Raw genomic sequence first — 17897 nt, 5'->3', positions numbered from 1 at the left:
AGTTTTTATAAATATTTTATTTTAAAAAGGCCAAATAATTGGCACTAGTATTAGTGTTATAACAAAAAGTAGCAGTAGTAAAGGCGTTCCAACTTTTAAGTAATCTAAAAACTTATAGCCTCCCGCAGTCATTACCATAGCATTGGTTGGCGTTCCAATAGGCGTTAAGAATGCTGTTGAAGCGCTTATAACCACGACCATCATGAATGGCTCGGGCGCTAAGTTTAATGAGCTTGCTGCTAGCATAGCTATAGGAGCCATAAGTACGGCGGTTGCTGAGTTACTTATAATTTGGCTAAGTAAAGTTGTTATTAAAAAAACGCCTGCTAATAATGCTATGGGGTGTATAGCACCTAAATTTTCCACTAGACTATTAGCGATAAGTTGTGCGGTACCTGTTTTTTGCAATGCAATACCCATCGGTAACATGGCAGCAATCAAAATCACACTGGTCCAACTAATGCCTTTATAAGCTTTGGAAATTGGTACACAGCCAGTAAGTAAAACAATGCCAGCTGAAATTAAGGCAGCAATAGAGCCAGGAACTATATCGAATACCATAAGCGTAATCATTATTAGTAATGAAGCTAAAGCGATGTAAGATCTAAAATTCAGGTTTTCAATATTTTTAGCCATGCCTTCTGGGCTTCCTATTATTACCAAATTTTCATGTTGCTTTTTTAGTTCATCAATATGTTCCCAAGTACCTCTAATTAAAAAAGCATCACCTGCTTTTACTACAATCTCTTTGTCTTGTAATGGTTTGTTGTTTCTTGAGGCAGCTAATAGTTGAATGCCAAATCGTTTAAAATAATCACCTAGTTTGTATTTTCTTCCAACTAAAATAGAATTAGGATTTACAATCACTTCGGTCATGCCAACCTCTTGGTTTATAAGGTTGTGTTTAAGCTCATCCATAATGGGTTCTAGAGGCAGAAGTCCTAATCTGAAAGTAATCATTAATTTGTTTATAGCTTCAGTTTCCCCTTTAACAGTAATGATGTCGTGGTAATATAACTCGGTCTGTGGACTTGGAAATTCTTCAAACGGAGGAATGCCTTTTAACACCTTTGGATGCCGTCTTTTTATTCTAATGATGGAAACATTGTAATTTTTTTCAAATAGCCAATTTTCCAATTTTGTATTTATAAGTGGCGATAGTGATCTTATACGTAATCTATAATAATCGTCATCTACTTTATACGCTTCAATCCAATTGTGTAGGGTAGATTCAATATTTACAGGCCGATTGTTTGTTTTGTTCTTTGGAAGTAATTTATATCCTAAATATTTGAAATATAGTAAAGTAGCTATTAAAAGAGGCAATCCAATTAGGGCAAACTCAAAAAATGAAAATCCTTTGTATCCGGCATCTACTAGCACATTGCTTGCAATGATATTTGGAGGTGACCCAGTTAGTGTTAGTAAGCCTCCCGTATTTGACCCAAATGCTAGGGGCATTAGCATTTTTGATGGTAGTGTACCAATACTCCAAGCTGATGAAATTGTTAGAGGCGTTAGGGTAGCAACCGTTCCTGTATTGCTTACTAAGCCAGAAAGCAAACCAGCACCTAATGTTATCATAAATAATAATTTAGGAACGCTTTTGCCTGCCCACTCAACAAATTTTTTACCAGCTATGGCAGTCCAACCTGTTTGTGCAATGCCTTCTCCTACAATAAATAGTGCAGCAATCAATATCACAGTTGGATTGCTGAATCCACTTAAAGTTTCAGTAACATTTAAAATACCTGTTAAGAACAGACTTAACATTGAAATAAGAGCAACAACATCTGGCGTGAATTTTCCCCAAACAAAAAGTATTATTGTTATTGCTAAAATGATGAGCATTATAGATACCATATCTAATAATTGTTTTTTAAGTTTACAATTTATTAAGCAACCGTAAATGTTTGTAATTCAAGATTGTTTAGTAGTTTACAGGGTAAAATTAGGCTGTGTTATGTTTAAAAAATATGACATAAGTCAGCCTTTAATAAAGTCTAGCATATTTAAATTATTGATATATTTAAGCTGTAATTGATGTATAATAAGTAAGCGAAAACGTATTCGTAATTGATAATTTTAGGTATTGTATTGTTTTTATTTTGAATTATACTTTTAACAATTTATAAACTTTAAGAAAAAGAGCCATATAATTAAATAAACAGCGTTAATTTTGTTATAAAATATTAAAAAAAATGAAGTTAGACATACTTGCTATAGGAGCACATCCAGATGATGTCGAATTAGGTTGTGGCGCTACCATAGCAAAAGAAATAGCAAACGGTAAAAAAGTAGGTATCATAGATTTGACACAAGGCGAATTAGGAACGCGTGGCACTGCTGAAACAAGATTTGAAGAAGCCGAAAATGCCTCTAAAATATTAGGTGTATCGATGCGTCTTAATTTGAAGTTTGCCGACGGTTTTTTTGTGAATGATAAAACACATCAATTAGTTCTTATTAATAAAATACGTGAGTACCAACCAGAAATAGTTATTTGTAATGCTATTGATGATAGGCATATTGACCATAGTAAAGGTAGTAAATTGGTAAGTGATGCCTGTTTTTTAAGCGGACTTGTGAAAATTGAAACAAAAACAGAAGCTGGCGAATTGCAAAACGCATGGAGACCCAAGTATGTGTACCATTATATACAATGGAAAAATTTAGAACCCGATTTTGTTGTTGATGTTTCTGAATTTATGGAAACTAAGATGAAAGCTGTATTGGCATATAAAACACAATTTTATGATGCCAATAGTAAAGAACCAGAAACGCCTATTTCCAGTAAAAATTTTACCGATAGTATTTTGTACCGTGCAAGGGATTTAGGGCGTTTGGTAGGTGTAGAATATGCCGAAGGTTTTAATGTTGAACGTTTTGTTGCTGTAGATAGTTTATTCAATTTGAAATAGTTATTAATAAACTGTGTTTTATTTATAAAATTACTTTAAAATTTTTAAAAAAGTCTTTGTAGAAAAGCTTGAAATCAGTTACATTTGCACTCGCATTAATAATGCGTGCTACATGGTGGTTGTAGCTCAGTTGGTTAGAGCATTGGTTTGTGGTACCAAGGGTCGCCGGTTCGAGCCCGGTCTTCCACCCAAAAAGCAAAAGCCTTTCAAGAAATTGAAAGGCTTTTTTTGTACTCAAAAATTTAGTTTTTAGTCTACCTTAATTCGTTTATCCCTATTAGCCAATTCCCAAGCGGTATGGAAAATCAAGCGTGCGCGAGTTTCTAATAAATCGTACTGAATTTTATCTGGGGTATCGGTTGGTTTATGGTAATCGGCGTGGGTGCCATTAAAATAAAAAATAATGGGAATGTTCTTTTTTGCAAAGTTGTAATGGTCTGAGCGGTAATAAAAACGGTTTGGATCGTTATCATCATTATATGTATAATCAAATTCGATATTAAAGTATGCTTTATTAACAGCTTCAGAAACATCGTGTAACTCTTTGCTTAATTTATCAGAACCTATTAAATATAAATAGTTTCTTTGGTTTTCGTGTTTAGGGTCTACACGTCCAATCATATCTATGTTTAGGTTGGCTACCGTATTTTTTAAAGGAAAAATAGGGTCTATATCGGTATAATAACGTGAGCCATAAAGTCCTATTTCTTCACCTGTTACGTGCAAGAAGAGTACGCTACGTTTAGGGCCATGGCCTTTATCTGCAGCAGCTTTAAATGCTTTGGCTATTTCTAAAATGGCAACAGTACCGGAGCCATCATCATCGGCACCATTATTTATGCTTCCGTTTTTAGAAATACCAATATGGTCTAAATGTGCCGATATTATAACAACTTCATCTGGTTTTTCAGAGCCTTTTATATAAGCTAATACATTTTCAGAAGCTTTTGCATTATTAGAAAAGAATGTTTCTGGAATATCTTGAAAATAATCACCATCTGCAATAGGTGAAGGTATTCCTAAATCAACATAATGGTTTTTAATAAATTCAATAGCTTTTTTTTGACCTGGTTCACCTGTTTTTCTACCTTCAAATTTATCGGAAGCATATATGTAAAGCGCCTCTTTTAAATTGTTTGCAGTAATGGTTTTTGCATACTCGGTAGCTTTGGCAGCATTGTTTGCCGTGTTTTTATTTTGACAGGTACTGCATCCTGCTATTAATATAGCGATGCAAAAAAGCAAGATTGTTTTTTTCATTTGTTGAGGCGTTAATTTTGTACTATAATACAAAAATGAATTAAAGAAAGCAATTTTCAAGATTAATTTAGGAATTGATTATTGGCGTCTATTTGAAGGCGTTTTTTTTGATTGGCTATTTGCCATGCCGTTGCAAAAATGAGCTTGGTTCGTTTTTCCAACAAATCGTATGCTATTTTATCGGGTGTATCGGAGGGTTGATGATAATCGCTGTGTTCGCCATTAAAATAGAATATCACAGGGATGTCTTTGCATGCAAAATTGTAGTGGTCTGATCTGGTGTAATATTGATTTTTGTCTCTTTCGGCATTGTACCTATAATCTAAATCTATATTAAAAAAGGCGTTGTTAACTTTTTCTGAAATGTAATGCAACTCTTTGCTCAACCTATCTGAGCCTATGAGGTAGATGTAATTTTTATTATTTTTATGAATATCATCAACTCTACCAATCATATCAATATTAAGATCGGTAACAGTATTTTCTAAAGGAAACACGGGGTTAAGCACATAGTACTCTGAACCTCGTTTTCCAATTTCTTCGGCAGTTAGATGTAGAAAAAGAATGCTCCGCTTAGGTCCATGGCCTTCTTCTTTTGCAATGTTAAAAGCCTGTGCTATCTCCATAATAGCTACGGTACCCGATCCGTCATCATCTGCACCATAGTTTACCTGTCCGTCATTGTTAACCCCAAGATGGTCTAAGTGTGCAGAAATTATAATTACTTCGTCTGGTTTTTCAGAGCCTTTTATATAAGCAAGAACATTTTCGGTAACTTTAATACCATTTGAAAAAAAGTCTTCTGATATAGATTGGTAGTAATTGTTAACTCCTAATGGTGATTTAATGCCTTCTTTTTGATAATAAGTTTTAATGAATTCTGCCGCTTTTTTTTGTCCAATTTCACCTACACGCCTTCCTTCAAAATCTTTCGAAGAAAACGCATATAAATGAGTGCTTAATTCCTTGGATGTTATTGTATTAGCATAGTTAATAACTAAAGTGCTATCTTCTAGTTTTATACTGTCTTTAATGCTTTGTATTCTTGCAGTATATTTTGGTGTAGCACAAGTACCAACCAATGTAAATGCCGAGAGTATGAAAAAGGTTTTCATATATAAATTATGCTGTTTAGTTATCTTATAACTTACAGTAAAACCATTCTCTGGGGCAGGAAAACGTTTAGAATGTTAGTTTCATTTATTAAATAATTTACAAAGATACACAAAAAGAGGAAATTACTTACTGTTATATATCTAAATTTGTAGTTTAATTTTCAACATCTTCAAATTCAGATATTTCAATGTCTAAATTTTCTAATTCTTCAATGGCTTCTTCTTCAAATTGTGCTTCTTTTTCGTTTAGAATTTCGGTGTTTACCACTTCTGTTTTAATAAAAAATGCTTTATAGGTTGTTATTGCTAAAGCACATGTGGTTAGTAAAAAAGTGAATTGAATAATCTTTTTAACCTCACCTGTTTTTTTTGATAAATAAAAAGCAATACCACCAAAAACCAACGCTGAAGCAGCAGGAAAAACTGCTAAATTTGAAATTGGCAATACAGAAAAAATAATAGCAAAAATAGAAGCTATGATGGCTAGAATTGTAAATACTTTTTTCATTTTATAAGTTTAGTTTTTTAGACCTGAAGCCGATTTAATTTTTAATTCACCATTGCCTACAGGGATTTTAAATTTACCATAAACAATGATCTTGTTTTCATCGGCAGTTAGCCATAAAAAATTATTGTTTTTTCCTTGCAAAACATGGGTTTCGCTAGAACCAATAGCCAATTTGTAACATTCTTTTTTACCAATAGCTGTAGAGATGGTTTCTTTGCCTAAATAGGTTACGATACCTTTAATTTCTTCATTATCAAATAATATGGTGAAAGATTTTTTTGTACCTACAGACATGCTTTTATAATCAAAAGTTCTTATGTAATACAAAGTAGACACAATATCTTTTGTTCCAGAATTAATTTTGATGCTGTTGTTATTAATAGAATTATTTTTTCTTTTCATTACAGATTTCACTGTATGGGTACTATTCTTAAAAGTGTACTTCATGTTTTTGAAATAGTTACCTTCATTCACATCTCTATTATATAAGTAAGGTGTTAAGTTGTTGGGATTTACGTAGCTTTCATATAAGTCTCTAATTTTAAAAAAGTTATCCCATTTACTATAGGTTGCCGCTGTACATTTTAGTCTTAAGAGTGTAGATTTTGATATTTTAACATGACTAGTTTCCATTATTACTTGGGCAATATCTGTTAAAACGCCAGACATATTGTACGAAGCCGTATAGGTGAGTTTTTCGCCAGCTGCTATAGCTTTGTTTTGACCAAAAAGAGGAGCGGTTAAGCTTAAAAATAAAGCAAAGTGAATTAGTATTCGAGTCATATAATTAAATTAATTTATAATGTAGCAATTAGCATTTATTGTGCCGAAAATACAATGCTTTAAGATATTATACTAATTTTTTTTTGTATTAAATACTTGAGTCCTGCTAACTGACATTTGTCATAGTTTTTTTTGTGAACACCCTTTATATTTATTGTTTATCAATTTCATTATTAAGGTATTGTATAATGTTAACTTTATAAAGTTGGATAAACGAAACACTTTGACAAATTAGAAAATAATTGAAGTATGTCATCTTAAATACTAATAAAAATATACATGAAACACCCATGAGAATGGCATTCACATGCATGAGGATGATAATTCAGGGTGTTCCATCTGACTAATTAAAACAATAAATATCGACAGATGAAAGCTATATTGTTACCAACAGACTTTTCTAAAAATTCAATAAACGCTATAAATTACGCTATGGAATTGTATAAGGATGTACCATGTATTTTTTATATTCTTAATGTGCAAAAGACATCTTTTTTTATTTCAGATGATATTATGGTTGCCAATGCTTCGGCAACAATTTATAATACCATTGTAGATGCTGCAAAAAAATCAATCACCAATATTATAACAAAAATAAAAGCACGATATAATAATGAAAAGCATGAGTTTAAAACTATTGTAGATTATGATAATTTTGTAGATTCCATCAATCAGGTTTCAGAAAAATATAAAATAGATTTAGTAATTATGGGAACCAAAGGGGCATCGGGTATAAAAAAAGTGTTTTTTGGAAGCAATACGGTTCATGCAATTAAACGAAGTAATGTCCCTATTTTGGCAATACCAGATAATTGTAAATTTTCGGGTTTAGAAAAAATAGCGTTTACAACTAGTTTTGAAAAGCTATATAGAAAGGACGATTTTAATTTGTTATCAGATATTATATCTTTAAACTATAGTAAATTGTATGTTTTACATGTGATTTGTGATAACGCTTATTCTGATGAACTTAATAGCGGTATTGATTTTTTTAAATCGAATTTTAGATACCCCATTTTTAAATATTTAGAAGTAAACGATAATGATATATATAAGGCAGTACATGAATTTGCAATAACAAATGCTATTAAAATGATTGCCATGACCGTAAATAAATACACTTTTTTTGAGCGTTTATTTAACAAGCATGCTTTTGAAAATATGGCGTATGATATTGATATTCCTTTTTTGGTAATGAAAAATAGTCAAAATTAATTATTAGAAACAGATGAACCCTCATGAGAATGGTAGTCACATACACAAGGAGGATTATTTAGGGTGTTTCATCTGAGCAAATTAAAACAATAAATACTTACATATGAAATCGCCATGATTTGGAAACCCAAGCACCTATGAAAATAAAGCGATACCATATTCAGAATTCAGAATAAACAAATAAACAAATAATATTTACATATGAAATATTTATTAATTGGATTGCTTCTTTTCAGTATGATTGGTTGTAAGGATAATAGATATACAAACAACATGAATACTGCGAATTCTTATGGAAAAAAAGCAGACCCGCATCCAGGAAAAAAACTTATGGAAATGTATTGTTACGCTTGTCATGATGCAAAAACGCCGGAAGAAAAGCGACTTGGCCCACCTATGATAGCTATTAAAACACGCTATATTTTTAAAGACACTTCTAAGGATGAGTTTATAAACGATATTCAAAAATGGATTAAAAACCCTAGCGAAAAAGAAGCCAAAATGTTTGGAGCTGTAAAACGTTTTGGTGTGATGCAAAAATTGCCATACTCGGAAAATGATATTGAACAAATAGCTGATTATATTTTTGATAATGACATTGAAGAACCAGAATGGTTTCAAGAACATATGAATCAAAATATGGGTAAGGGAATGAAAGGGATGCAATAAATCATTTTCATTAATGAACTCGTTTAAACTTTTTATAATTGGTTAAAAAATTGTCCTTTAGCACTCGCTTTTTTGCCTTTTTTCCTTCCGTAGCTCAGCTATGCAACTCAAAAAAGCCTTCAACCGAGCACAAAATGACTAATTTTCACTTCAATCAAAAAAGTTTAAACGAGTTCAATAAATCCTACTCTAAATTATGTAACATTTTTTTTGTTTTTTCGTCATATAAACATCAATCAAAAAAATAACCATCATGAGAGAAGACAATCAACTTTTAGTAGTTACCCATTTAAGCCAGTTGGTTACGTTAGTAACAGGCTTTGGTAGTTTGTTAATACCGTTAATAATTTGGCTTACCCAAAAAGACAAAGTGTATCAAATGGATGCACACGGTAAAAACATTGTAAATTTTCAGTTAAGTTTAATAGTGTATTTTATAATATGCATCCCATTGATTTTACTACTTGGTTTAGGTATTTTAGGTTTTATTGTATTGGGTATTATTTCTATTGTATTCCCTATAATAAATGCCATAAAGACAAGTAATGGCGAAATACCAAAATACCCTTTATCTTTTACTTTTATTAGTTAGTAATTCCTGTAAGGGTAGGTTTAAAGCTAAATTTAAAAGGCCATCAAATAATTATTTGATAGCCTCTTTTTTGCTTTGAATATATAAGATTCCTCATTCGAGGGAATGACAAAATTAACTATTCAGCATTACAGGCATAACGAGCATAGTTACTTGCTCACCATCATCCAAACCATCAATAGGTGTTAAAATACCAGCTCTATTGGGCATACTCATCTCTAATTGTACATCGGTAGAACTCAGATTGTTCAACATCTCTGTTAAAAAACGAGAGTTAAAACCAATTTGCATGTCATCCCCTTGGTAATCGCAAGTTAAACGTTCTTCGGCTTTGTTGCTATAGTCGATGTCTTCTGCAGAAATGTTAAGTTCAGCTCCAGCAATTTTTAAGCGTATTTGGTGGGTTGTTTTGTTCGAGAAAATACTAACACGACGCACCGAATTTAAAAACTGTGTTCTGTCAATTACTAATTTATTAGGGTTTTCTTTAGGAATTACCGCTTCGTAATTAGGGTATTTACCATCAATTAAACGGCAAATCAGTTCTGAATTCTCAAAAGTGAATTTTGCATTCGAATCGTTATATTCAATAGTAACTTCATTTTCACTACCAGCTAAAATGCCTTTCAATAAATTCAAAGGTTTTTTAGGCATTATAAATTCCGCTACTTGATTTGCTTTTACATCTTCACGTGTGTATTTTACTAATTTGTGTGCATCGGTTGCAACAAAAGTTAAGCCTTGTGTTGAGAATTGAAAAAATACACCACTCATTACTGGGCGTAAATCGTCGTTTCCTGCAGCAAAAATAGTTTTACTAATAGCCGTTGCCAATATATCGCCAATAACTACTGTTTTACTTGGGTCTTCAAGTGAAACGGCTTTAGGGAATTCTTTTCCATCAGCATAGGCTAAGGCGTATTTACCATGATTAGAGCTAATTTCGACCGTATTGTTATCTTCAACAACAAAAGTTAATGGTTGCTCTGGAAATGTTTTTAAAGTATCTAATAGTAAACGCGCAGGAATAGCAACACTACCTTTACTATCGCTTTCTACTTCTAGTGAAGATGCCATAGTGGTTTCTAAGTCGCTTCCTGAAACCGTTAACGTTGAATTATCTAATTCAAATAAGAAATTATCTAAAATAGGTAAGGTGTTCGAACTATTAATAACACCTCCTAAAACCTGTAATTGTTTTAATAAATAGGTACTTGATACTATAAATTTCATGTGTTAATATTTATTTTTTTAAAGGACACATGCAGTTCGCTATTAATCATTTCCTTAGAAAATGAAATTTTGAACATGCTCGTTTCATGCGTTAGTTTTAATTTTTTTTAAGTTAGATGCTTTATGGTTTCTATTTGTCTACTTTAAAAAAGTGTTGTAAAACAGAGGTGTTTCATCTAAAAAAGAACTTAGATTAAGTTTTAGTTATACTACTTACAAATATATTCTTTACCTATTAATATTGGAAACAAACTTATTAACATTTATTGCTGGGTATGTGGGAAACTTTAGTGCAAAATCCATGAGCTAGTTGGCATATTTTTTTCTTCTGAAATAATTGAAAAGCATTCCAAAAGTCCCTAATAGCAGTAGCGGAAGTAAAATGTTTATAATTTGCCATTTGGTTTTTTCGTCAGCAATTTTTTCCTGATTTAAAAATTCAACGGTTATTTCTTTCGAACGAATGTTTATAAGTCCGTTGTCATCCAGTAAATAATTAACTGCATTCAGTAAAAATTCTTTGTTGCCATAGGTTTGTCCCGTCCATCTATCAAATCCTAATTCTTGAGGGACATTCTTAAAAACATCGTTTTTTATAACATCGCCATCGGCAATAACAATCATTTTTGTAGGAACGCTTTTGTTTATTTCTTTTTGAAGTTCAAAAGGCTTTATTCGATTGGCGTAAACCGACGTGAATTCACCTTCCAACAAAACGGCTAAGGTTTGGTTTCCTTTATTGAACGTTGCTGGATCTGGGTTTTGCGTCACAATTTCCAAACTAATTTCTCTAGGGGTGCCTTCAAGTTTTGTTAAAGGGGCACTTTCCAATAAAATGGTTTTTTTAATGTTATTTTTAAGCGTGTCTATTTGATTTGCAAAATCAAACTTCACTAAGTTTAGATTGTTAACTATGGGATGGTTATCATTAGTTGAAGCTAAAGGCGCATATGGCCAACGCAGGTGCTGAAACTGCGACTCACTGCCTTCTCCCATAGCCAATGTAATAGGAGCAGAGTAAAGCGTGCTTACGATAACAGGATTGATTCTCACGCCGTATTTAAAAAAGAAATCGGTGACATTTAAATCCCTGCTGGTAGCAAAGTTTTTGCCTCTATCATTGTAAAGACTGTCTTTTTCCATAGCAACTGCATCAATAAGCCATAAGCTTTTACCGCCATTCATGGTATATTGGTCTAATACTAGTTTTTCTTCTTCGGTAAAGGCTTCGGTAGGTTTTGCAGATATTATTAAATCGAAAGCGTCTAGTTGTTTTAGAGTTCTTTCTGGATTTTCTGCGACACTATCAAGAGTGAATGGAGCAATTTTGTAGTATTCAGATAAAATTCTCCTGAAACTTTCTGTATATCTTCCTTTTAATTCACCATTTCCTATTAGGAAAGCTATGCTTTTATGTTTTGGGTTTGTTAATTTGCTAAACCCATCGGCAAAGGCATATTCTAAATGTTGTACCGAGTTGGTTACCAGATCCTGTTGCGAAGCACCTATTTTGTTTTTTACAAGTGAAATAATAACCGTTTTACCATTATAACTAGCCAAAGCCCAGGGAAAAATAATGGCTTGTGATGCTTTTCCGTTTTCTTGAACACTTAATTGCATCGGTGTTAACCCCCTGTCTGTTAATTGCTGAATATGGCGTTCGCGGGTAGTGTCATCTTCCAATGGATTAATAAAATTGAAAATGATGTTATTATTTTCTGACGAAAACTCTTCAAGCAATTGCTTCGTTTCATTTTGAAGGCGTCTAAATTCCGAAGGAAAATCTTCACCACTTAAAAATACATCTATTTCGATAGGTGAACCTACGTTTTTAATAATGTTAATTGTTGCCTCGCTTAAGGTATAGCGTTTGTCTTCGGTTAAATCAAAACGCTTAAAAGCCAAACTACTTATGTAGTTAATGGCTATTAGAGCAATTAATAATATGGCTATATGTTTAAGGCGCTTCTTCAAACTTTGTTTCTAATTGGTATTGTTTAATACTTTCAACTTTATTGTTTTTGAATTCCAACTCCAAACACTCTTGAGTTAGGTTAAAAGCTCCAGGTTTATAGCCTAAATTGTAGTTCCATTTGTTAGGTGAATTGGCTTTAATACTATCATCCCAACCATACCATTCGCTGCTTCCCAGAATAGCTTTTACTTCGCTTTTGGTCTTTCCTTTAAACATTTGCAGCTTGGTCATTTCATTACTCATTTCGTAACGTAAAGCAGGTTTGTCTGTCCAAGCTTCGGCATCAAAATGCTTTTCATGATGGTAGCTACTAAAAATGTTTATAAGCGGATAAAACACATAAAAATAAACAATGGGAGTTAATACAATGCTTATTAAAAAACTTAACCATTTACGTTTGTCTATAGTATTGGTAAATGCCCAAACTAACAAGAAAACGACTATTAAAAAAATAATGAACAGCGGTGTTAAAATCATTTTTCTTCTTTATTAATATTCAGTTTCGTTAGCATTATAAAAAATACTGTAATGCTCGAAAAATAGATGATGTCTCGGGTGTCTATGACGCCTCGGCTGATGCTTTTGTAGTGGGCATTCATGCCTAATTGTTCTATAAAATTACTGGAAGTGAAGTCGGCAACACTTTCAAAACCAATATAAAACATAAAGCAAATAGCGACAGATGTTATAAAAGCCACTATTTGATTGTCTGATAAGGTAGAAGCGAATACACCAATAGCGGTATAAGCAGCAATTAAAAATAACAAGCCAAAATAAGAACCTAAAGTACTCCCAAAATCTAAATTGCCAATAGGGTTTCCTAATTGGTAAATTGTGTAAACATATAATAAAGTTGGTAAAAGGGCAATTAAAATTAAAACGAACGCGCCAAAATATTTACCTAGAACAATGTTTAAATGCGTAATGGGTTTGGTGAGTAAAAGTTCTAAAGTACCTTGTTTTTTTTCATCTGAAAAACTACGCATGGTTACCGCGGGAATGAGGAAAATTAATATCCAGGGTGCTAGTAGGAAGAACGATGATAAATCGGCAAACCCATAATCTAATATATTGTTTTCACCTTTAAAGAACCATAAGAATAAACCATTAAGCAATAAAAAGAAACCAATAACCAAATAGCCAATGGGTGATGTGAAAAATGTGTTTATTTCTTTTTTAAGTATGGCAAACATTTAATTTAGTTAAAAGTTAAAAGTTAAAAGTGTGAGTTTTGTCTATTGTCTATTGTCTATTGTCTATTGTCTATTGTCTATTGTCTAAAGCTATTCAACAAATTCGTTTCAAAATTACTAAGAAATCTCAGTTTAACAATTCTTATAAACATTTATTATTCAGTAATTATTCTAAACTTTTTGGAAGCATTGATTCGGTACTAAAACTAACGCTAATAGCATCCATCAAGCCCAGTCCCATTAAAGTGGAAGCACTGCCCACTGTGGCACTATTACTTTTATAAACGGCAATTTCTAAAAAGCCACCCGAATTAAAAACCACCAAACCTCTGCCTTCATCATGTCTTTTTTCTTCAGGAATTTCAAAATTCACAATATCACTATAGCGATTATGTATTTTTTTAAACTTATTATTTCTTGCAGAAACTTCAAAAGACCTTCCTTTTTGTATACTTTCAAAAAATGGACGCTTAATATTTGTTACCACGTTACCATAATTATCAACATAAATAACGCTGCCAATAATTTGGGTTTTATCATCATTCACAAATGGGGTAATATGTTTTGTAGGTTTAATTCCCGGTATGGTTTTGCCAATAACTTCTAGGGTACCACCACGTGCAATGTGGCAAGCCACTTTTACAAAAACGTCCAGTACCGGAAAACTGGTTTGTATTTTATCGTGGATATTGATTTCAACAATTTTTTCGGGTGCAATTTCAGAACAAATCATGCTCATGATCCCATTATTGGCACAAATAAAGTAGTGGTCGTCTAGTTTTAAGGCAATATGTTTGTTTTCTTCATTAATTTCAGAATCTATACCTATAATATGTATCGTGCCTTTCGGGAAACTGTTGTAAGCATTTTGAATGATATAACCAGCCTCTAAAATATTAAAAGGAGACACAGAATGTGAGATATCAACAATTTTAACATCGGGTAATTCACTGTAAATAGCACCTTTTGTTGCGCCTGCAAAGTGATCTTTTTCTCCGAAATCAGTAGTTAATGTTATTATCGCCATTGGCAAATTGTTGATATGTTTTTAATGTTAGTACACTCAAATTTGTGTATTTTTGAGCTTTAACAGATATGTAACAAACCTACATAAATTTTTTGTTTTCATTTTTATGTTTAACATTAAAAATATAGGTTCATGACACTTATTTATCAAAAAATAAAACTGAATAAAACTAATAAATCATTTCGTCTGAGTAAACAATATTATCAGTAATCTTAGAGGAAATTTTAAACAAATTCTACGCCTTTGAACGAAATTATCATCGAACTTGAAGAAATCACTCCAAAAGAATTTTTTGGAGCACAAAACATCAATATTGAACTTCTTAAAAAGTATTTTCCTAAGCTTAAAATTGTAGCAAGAGGTAATAAGATCAAAGCCTTTGGTGATGACGAATTATTAGAAGAATTCGACCGCCGTATGAAAATGCTTTTGAATCATTTTACTAAATACAATAAGCTTGATGAAAATGTTATAGAGCGTGTGCTAACAAGCCAAAGCAGTGACGATTATTCTACGTCCGATTCAAGCGGTGAAGTTTTGGTACACGGTGTTGGAGGTAAGCTTATTAAAGCACAAACGGCTAACCAACGTAAACTGGTAGAAAGCATGCGTGCCAATGATATGGTATTTGCCATAGGACCTGCAGGAACCGGCAAAACCTATACAGGCGTTGCTTTAGCGGTACAAGCGCTTAAGAATAAAGAGGTGAAACGTATTATTTTAACCCGTCCAGCAGTTGAAGCAGGGGAGAACCTTGGGTTTTTACCGGGCGATTTAAAAGAAAAATTAGACCCTTACATGCAGCCTTTATATGATGCGTTACGTGATATGATACCTGCCGAAAAACTGGCAATGTATATTGAGAACGGTACCATACAAATTGCGCCATTAGCGTTTATGCGCGGGCGTACACTCGATAATGCTTTTGTGATTTTAGATGAAGGACAAAATACCACACACAACCAAATGAAAATGTTTCTAACCCGTATGGGTAAAAATGCCAAATTTTTATTAACTGGTGACCCGGGGCAAATAGATTTGCCACGACGTACCATTTCTGGTCTTAAAGAAGCCCTGTTGATATTGAAAAATGTAGAAGGGGTGGGGATGATATTTTTAGACGATAAAGATGTGATTCGTCACCGTTTGGTTAAAAAGGTTATTGAAGCCTATAAAAGCATCGAGCACGTAGATTAATTAAATGTACTATTGTTTATTTGTTTATTCGTGGATTTGTTGATTTGCCTAATGCCTAATGCCTAATACCTAGTGCCTAATGACCAGTGGGTATTATTTGTTGAAAGCCTATAGTAAACCTTATCGGTTTCAATAACCAACCTGACAAATTAAATTTAAAGGATTTTTTAGCCTCTTTCTATTAGGACATCTTCATAGCCTATAATCAATTAGTTAGGTGTTATGGTTGCTGGCTTATCTTTTAATTCTATAATATTCTATAGAAATCTTGTAACTAGTTTTTTGCTTATGTTGTCGAGATTTGCGGTACAAACATTTAAAAAGAACATTATGAAAAAATTATTTTTAATTATCGGAATCGGATTAATAGGATCAACTTCAATTTTTGCACAAGAAACTGAAATAGATATCACACCAAATAATTCTTGGTTTAAAGCAGGCTTAACTGCTGGCGTTCCAGTAGGCGATGCAGGCGATGTATCGTCATTTAATTTAGGTTTAGATATTAGAGGACAATATTTATTCAATCCTAATTTTGCCATTGGTGTCGCATCTGGCTATAGCCATTATTTTGGAAAAGAAGGTGTTGAAGATTTTGGAGTCGTTCCTGTAGCTGGGTTTGCCCGTTATTATTTTACACCTAATGGCCTGTTTTTGGGAATGGATGTAGGATATGGTTTTTTAACCAATATTGATAATAATGAGGGGGGCTTATATGTAAACCCTCAAATTGGTTATCATAATCATGATTGGAATATATATGCTTTTTATCAAAACACATTTGCGGAAAATGATGTCGATTTACAAAACGTTGGTGTAGGTGTTACTTATAATATCCGATTTAAATAATTTTATATAATAAAGAATACAGAAAAAGGAGCATGTATATGTCTCCTTTTTTTATTTACTTATTGTTTGGCATCATTAAACAAATTACATTTGCAAAACAAACAACACACGACTGTTAATGAATACAATCACAAGTACCAATTTCAATTTTCCAGGACAAAAATCTGTTTACCACGGAAAAGTTAGAGAAGTTTATAACATCAACAACGAGCAATTGGTAATGATTGCAACCGACAGATTATCGGCATTCGATGTGGTGATGCCAAAAGGGATTCCGTATAAAGGACAAATATTAAACCAAATAGCCACCAAAATGATGGCGGCGACAGAGGATTTAGTTCCAAATTGGTTAACAGCAACACCAGACCCCAATGTTGCAGTAGGACATTTGTGTGAGCCTTTTAAAGTTGAAATGGTAATTCGTGGGTATATGAGTGGGCATGCAGCACGTGAGTATAAAGCAGGAAAACGCATGCTTTGTGGTGTAGCCATGCCAGAAGGGATGAAAGAAAACGATAAGTTTCCAGAACCTATTATAACACCTGCAACCAAAGCAGAAATGGGCGATCATGATGAAGATATTTCAAGAGAAGATATTTTAAAGCGTGGTATTGTAAGTGAGGCAGATTATGCGGTTTTAGAAGATTATACCCGTAAATTATTTCAAAGAGGGACAGAAATAGCGGCAAGCCGAGGCTTGATTTTGGTAGATACCAAATACGAATTCGGTAAAACCAAAGATGGTAAAATAGTATTGATTGATGAAATACATACCCCAGACTCCTCACGTTATTTTTATGCTGATGGCTATGAAGAAAGACAAGCCAATAACGAACCCCAAAAACAATTAAGTAAAGAGTTTGTACGCCAATGGCTTATAGCCAATAACTTTCAAGGTTTAAAAGGGCAAACCGTACCTGTTATGAGCGATGCGTATATTGAAACCGTTAGCGAACGCTATATCGAACTTTACGAAAACATTACAGGTGAAACCTTTGTAAAAGGTGATGTAAGCAATATACAAAAACGTATTGAGAATAATGTTTTGGCGTATTTGAAATAACATTTAAGAAGCTAAACTATTGAAAAGACCTTACGAAGTGGGGTCTTTTTTTTGTGCTTCTTTAGCCATTACTTGATGTTTTATCAAATAATATTCTGGATTATAAGTTAAGGTGAGTTCGACCTAAGCATATAATCTTTGATCTATAATCTCCAGGTATAATGAAGGTTTTTAGGGAAGAAGCCAATTTATTTTCAGGTACATCCAAAGACTTGGCTAATATTTTGAGTGTTTGTCCTTTTGGATCTGTTCCAGATTCATGTATTGGCTACTGCCTTTCTTTTTTTCTATTTGTTG

General features: G+C 32.8%; 17 protein-coding genes and 1 tRNA gene. 8 read left to right on the top strand and 10 right to left on the bottom strand.

Annotated elements, in window-relative coordinates; translation table 11 throughout:
* Positions 1 to 21 precede the first annotated feature (21 nt).
* Complete coding sequence (locus ACGLWY_RS17100; RefSeq protein WP_396620890.1) at positions 22 to 1863, bottom strand: SLC13 family permease; 1842 nt, start codon at positions 1861 to 1863, stop codon at positions 22 to 24.
* A gap of 338 nt (positions 1864 to 2201) precedes the next feature.
* On the opposite strand from ACGLWY_RS17100, the gene bshB1 reads away from it, so the two are divergent.
* Positions 2202 to 2921 (top strand): bacillithiol biosynthesis deacetylase BshB1, encoded by a 720-nt coding sequence (gene bshB1, locus ACGLWY_RS17095; RefSeq protein ID WP_396620889.1) that lies wholly within the window; start codon positions 2202 to 2204, stop codon positions 2919 to 2921.
* 114 nt (positions 2922 to 3035) lie between these two features.
* Positions 3036 to 3111, top strand: a tRNA-His gene (locus tag ACGLWY_RS17090).
* A gap of 59 nt (positions 3112 to 3170) precedes the next feature.
* Here the strand turns inward: ACGLWY_RS17090 and ACGLWY_RS17085 are convergent.
* The 4 genes from ACGLWY_RS17085 to ACGLWY_RS17070 form a co-directional block, all read right to left on the bottom strand.
* Positions 3171 to 4181: a M28 family metallopeptidase gene (locus ACGLWY_RS17085; protein WP_396620888.1), complete on the bottom strand. Its 1011-nt coding sequence runs from the start codon at positions 4179 to 4181 to the stop codon at positions 3171 to 3173.
* A gap of 62 nt (positions 4182 to 4243) precedes the next feature.
* Entirely contained in the window at positions 4244 to 5296 is a 1053-nt protein-coding gene (locus tag ACGLWY_RS17080; protein WP_396620887.1) for a M28 family peptidase, read from the bottom strand.
* A gap of 154 nt (positions 5297 to 5450) precedes the next feature.
* A complete protein-coding gene (locus tag ACGLWY_RS17075; RefSeq protein ID WP_396620886.1) occupies positions 5451 to 5804 on the bottom strand; it encodes an FUSC family protein in 354 nt (117 codons plus the stop codon).
* A gap of 9 nt (positions 5805 to 5813) precedes the next feature.
* Positions 5814 to 6587, bottom strand: coding sequence for a DUF3108 domain-containing protein (locus tag ACGLWY_RS17070; protein WP_396620885.1), 774 nt, complete (start codon positions 6585 to 6587; stop codon positions 5814 to 5816).
* A gap of 369 nt (positions 6588 to 6956) precedes the next feature.
* Between ACGLWY_RS17070 and ACGLWY_RS17065 the strand changes: the two genes are divergently transcribed.
* The 3 genes from ACGLWY_RS17065 (at position 6957) to ACGLWY_RS17055 (ending at position 9063) form a co-directional block, all read left to right on the top strand.
* Positions 6957 to 7802 (top strand): universal stress protein, encoded by an 846-nt coding sequence (locus ACGLWY_RS17065; RefSeq protein WP_396620884.1) that lies wholly within the window; start codon positions 6957 to 6959, stop codon positions 7800 to 7802.
* A gap of 201 nt (positions 7803 to 8003) precedes the next feature.
* Positions 8004 to 8471: a c-type cytochrome gene (locus ACGLWY_RS17060; protein WP_396620883.1), complete on the top strand. Its 468-nt coding sequence runs from the start codon at positions 8004 to 8006 to the stop codon at positions 8469 to 8471.
* A gap of 253 nt (positions 8472 to 8724) precedes the next feature.
* Complete coding sequence (locus ACGLWY_RS17055; protein ID WP_396620882.1) at positions 8725 to 9063, top strand: DUF4870 domain-containing protein; 339 nt, start codon at positions 8725 to 8727, stop codon at positions 9061 to 9063.
* 114 nt (positions 9064 to 9177) lie between these two features.
* Here ACGLWY_RS17055 and dnaN read toward each other — a convergent pair whose 3' ends face one another.
* From dnaN to ACGLWY_RS17030, 5 genes are all read right to left on the bottom strand, one after another.
* The gene (gene dnaN, locus ACGLWY_RS17050; protein WP_396620881.1) at positions 9178 to 10296 is read right to left on the bottom strand and encodes a DNA polymerase III subunit beta; all 1119 of its coding nucleotides are present in this window, start codon (positions 10294 to 10296) and stop codon (positions 9178 to 9180) included.
* 306 nt (positions 10297 to 10602) lie between these two features.
* The gene (gldG, locus tag ACGLWY_RS17045; protein WP_396620880.1) at positions 10603 to 12270 is read right to left on the bottom strand and encodes a gliding motility-associated ABC transporter substrate-binding protein GldG; all 1668 of its coding nucleotides are present in this window, start codon (positions 12268 to 12270) and stop codon (positions 10603 to 10605) included.
* Positions 12254 to 12748, bottom strand: a complete 495-nt coding sequence (locus tag ACGLWY_RS17040) for a hypothetical protein (RefSeq protein WP_396620879.1) — start codon at positions 12746 to 12748, stop codon at positions 12254 to 12256. The genes gldG and ACGLWY_RS17040 overlap by 17 nt, the downstream gene beginning before the upstream one ends.
* Positions 12745 to 13464 (bottom strand): gliding motility-associated ABC transporter permease subunit GldF, encoded by a 720-nt coding sequence (gldF, locus tag ACGLWY_RS17035; RefSeq protein ID WP_396620878.1) that lies wholly within the window; start codon positions 13462 to 13464, stop codon positions 12745 to 12747. Before gldF ends, ACGLWY_RS17040 begins: the two co-directional genes overlap by 4 nt.
* 166 nt (positions 13465 to 13630) lie before the next feature.
* A complete protein-coding gene (locus tag ACGLWY_RS17030) occupies positions 13631 to 14491 on the bottom strand; it encodes an S-adenosyl-l-methionine hydroxide adenosyltransferase family protein (RefSeq protein ID WP_396620877.1) in 861 nt (286 codons plus the stop codon).
* A gap of 243 nt (positions 14492 to 14734) precedes the next feature.
* On the opposite strand from ACGLWY_RS17030, the gene ACGLWY_RS17025 reads away from it, so the two are divergent.
* The 3 genes from ACGLWY_RS17025 (at position 14735) to ACGLWY_RS17015 (ending at position 17600) form a co-directional block, all read left to right on the top strand.
* A complete protein-coding gene (locus ACGLWY_RS17025; protein ID WP_396620876.1) occupies positions 14735 to 15688 on the top strand; it encodes a PhoH family protein in 954 nt (317 codons plus the stop codon).
* A 330-nt stretch (positions 15689 to 16018) separates the two neighbouring features.
* The gene (locus ACGLWY_RS17020; RefSeq protein ID WP_396620875.1) at positions 16019 to 16537 is read left to right on the top strand and encodes a hypothetical protein; all 519 of its coding nucleotides are present in this window, start codon (positions 16019 to 16021) and stop codon (positions 16535 to 16537) included.
* 118 nt (positions 16538 to 16655) lie between these two features.
* Complete coding sequence (locus tag ACGLWY_RS17015) at positions 16656 to 17600, top strand: phosphoribosylaminoimidazolesuccinocarboxamide synthase (protein ID WP_396620874.1); 945 nt, start codon at positions 16656 to 16658, stop codon at positions 17598 to 17600.
* The last annotated feature ends 297 nt before the right edge of the window (positions 17601 to 17897 follow it).

Source organism: Mariniflexile sp. HMF6888, from assembly GCF_044335535.1.
Lineage (GTDB): Bacteria > Bacteroidota > Bacteroidia > Flavobacteriales > Flavobacteriaceae > Mariniflexile.
Note: the sequence above shows the minus strand (reverse complement) of the source record. Positions and strands in the feature narration are given on the sequence as shown.

Bases quoted from the DNA above. Each gene is read 5' to 3' on its own strand.
- ACGLWY_RS17100 (WP_396620890.1), bottom strand. From the start codon at position 1,863: ATGGTATCTATAATGCTCATCATTTTAGCAATAACAATAATACTTTTT.
- bshB1 (WP_396620889.1), top strand. From the start codon at position 2,202: ATGAAGTTAGACATACTTGCTATAGGAGCACATCCAGATGATGTCGAA.
- ACGLWY_RS17085 (WP_396620888.1), bottom strand. From the start codon at position 4,181: ATGAAAAAAACAATCTTGCTTTTTTGCATCGCTATATTAATAGCAGGA.
- ACGLWY_RS17080 (WP_396620887.1), bottom strand. From the start codon at position 5,296: ATGAAAACCTTTTTCATACTCTCGGCATTTACATTGGTTGGTACTTGT.
- ACGLWY_RS17075 (WP_396620886.1), bottom strand. From the start codon at position 5,804: ATGAAAAAAGTATTTACAATTCTAGCCATCATAGCTTCTATTTTTGCT.
- ACGLWY_RS17070 (WP_396620885.1), bottom strand. From the start codon at position 6,587: ATGACTCGAATACTAATTCACTTTGCTTTATTTTTAAGCTTAACCGCT.
- ACGLWY_RS17065 (WP_396620884.1), top strand. From the start codon at position 6,957: ATGAAAGCTATATTGTTACCAACAGACTTTTCTAAAAATTCAATAAAC.
- ACGLWY_RS17060 (WP_396620883.1), top strand. From the start codon at position 8,004: ATGAAATATTTATTAATTGGATTGCTTCTTTTCAGTATGATTGGTTGT.
- ACGLWY_RS17055 (WP_396620882.1), top strand. From the start codon at position 8,725: ATGAGAGAAGACAATCAACTTTTAGTAGTTACCCATTTAAGCCAGTTG.
- dnaN (WP_396620881.1), bottom strand. From the start codon at position 10,296: ATGAAATTTATAGTATCAAGTACCTATTTATTAAAACAATTACAGGTT.
- ACGLWY_RS17040 (WP_396620879.1), bottom strand. From the start codon at position 12,748: ATGATTTTAACACCGCTGTTCATTATTTTTTTAATAGTCGTTTTCTTG.
- gldF (WP_396620878.1), bottom strand. From the start codon at position 13,464: ATGTTTGCCATACTTAAAAAAGAAATAAACACATTTTTCACATCACCC.
- ACGLWY_RS17030 (WP_396620877.1), bottom strand. From the start codon at position 14,491: ATGGCGATAATAACATTAACTACTGATTTCGGAGAAAAAGATCACTTT.
- ACGLWY_RS17020 (WP_396620875.1), top strand. From the start codon at position 16,019: ATGAAAAAATTATTTTTAATTATCGGAATCGGATTAATAGGATCAACT.
- ACGLWY_RS17015 (WP_396620874.1), top strand. From the start codon at position 16,656: ATGAATACAATCACAAGTACCAATTTCAATTTTCCAGGACAAAAATCT.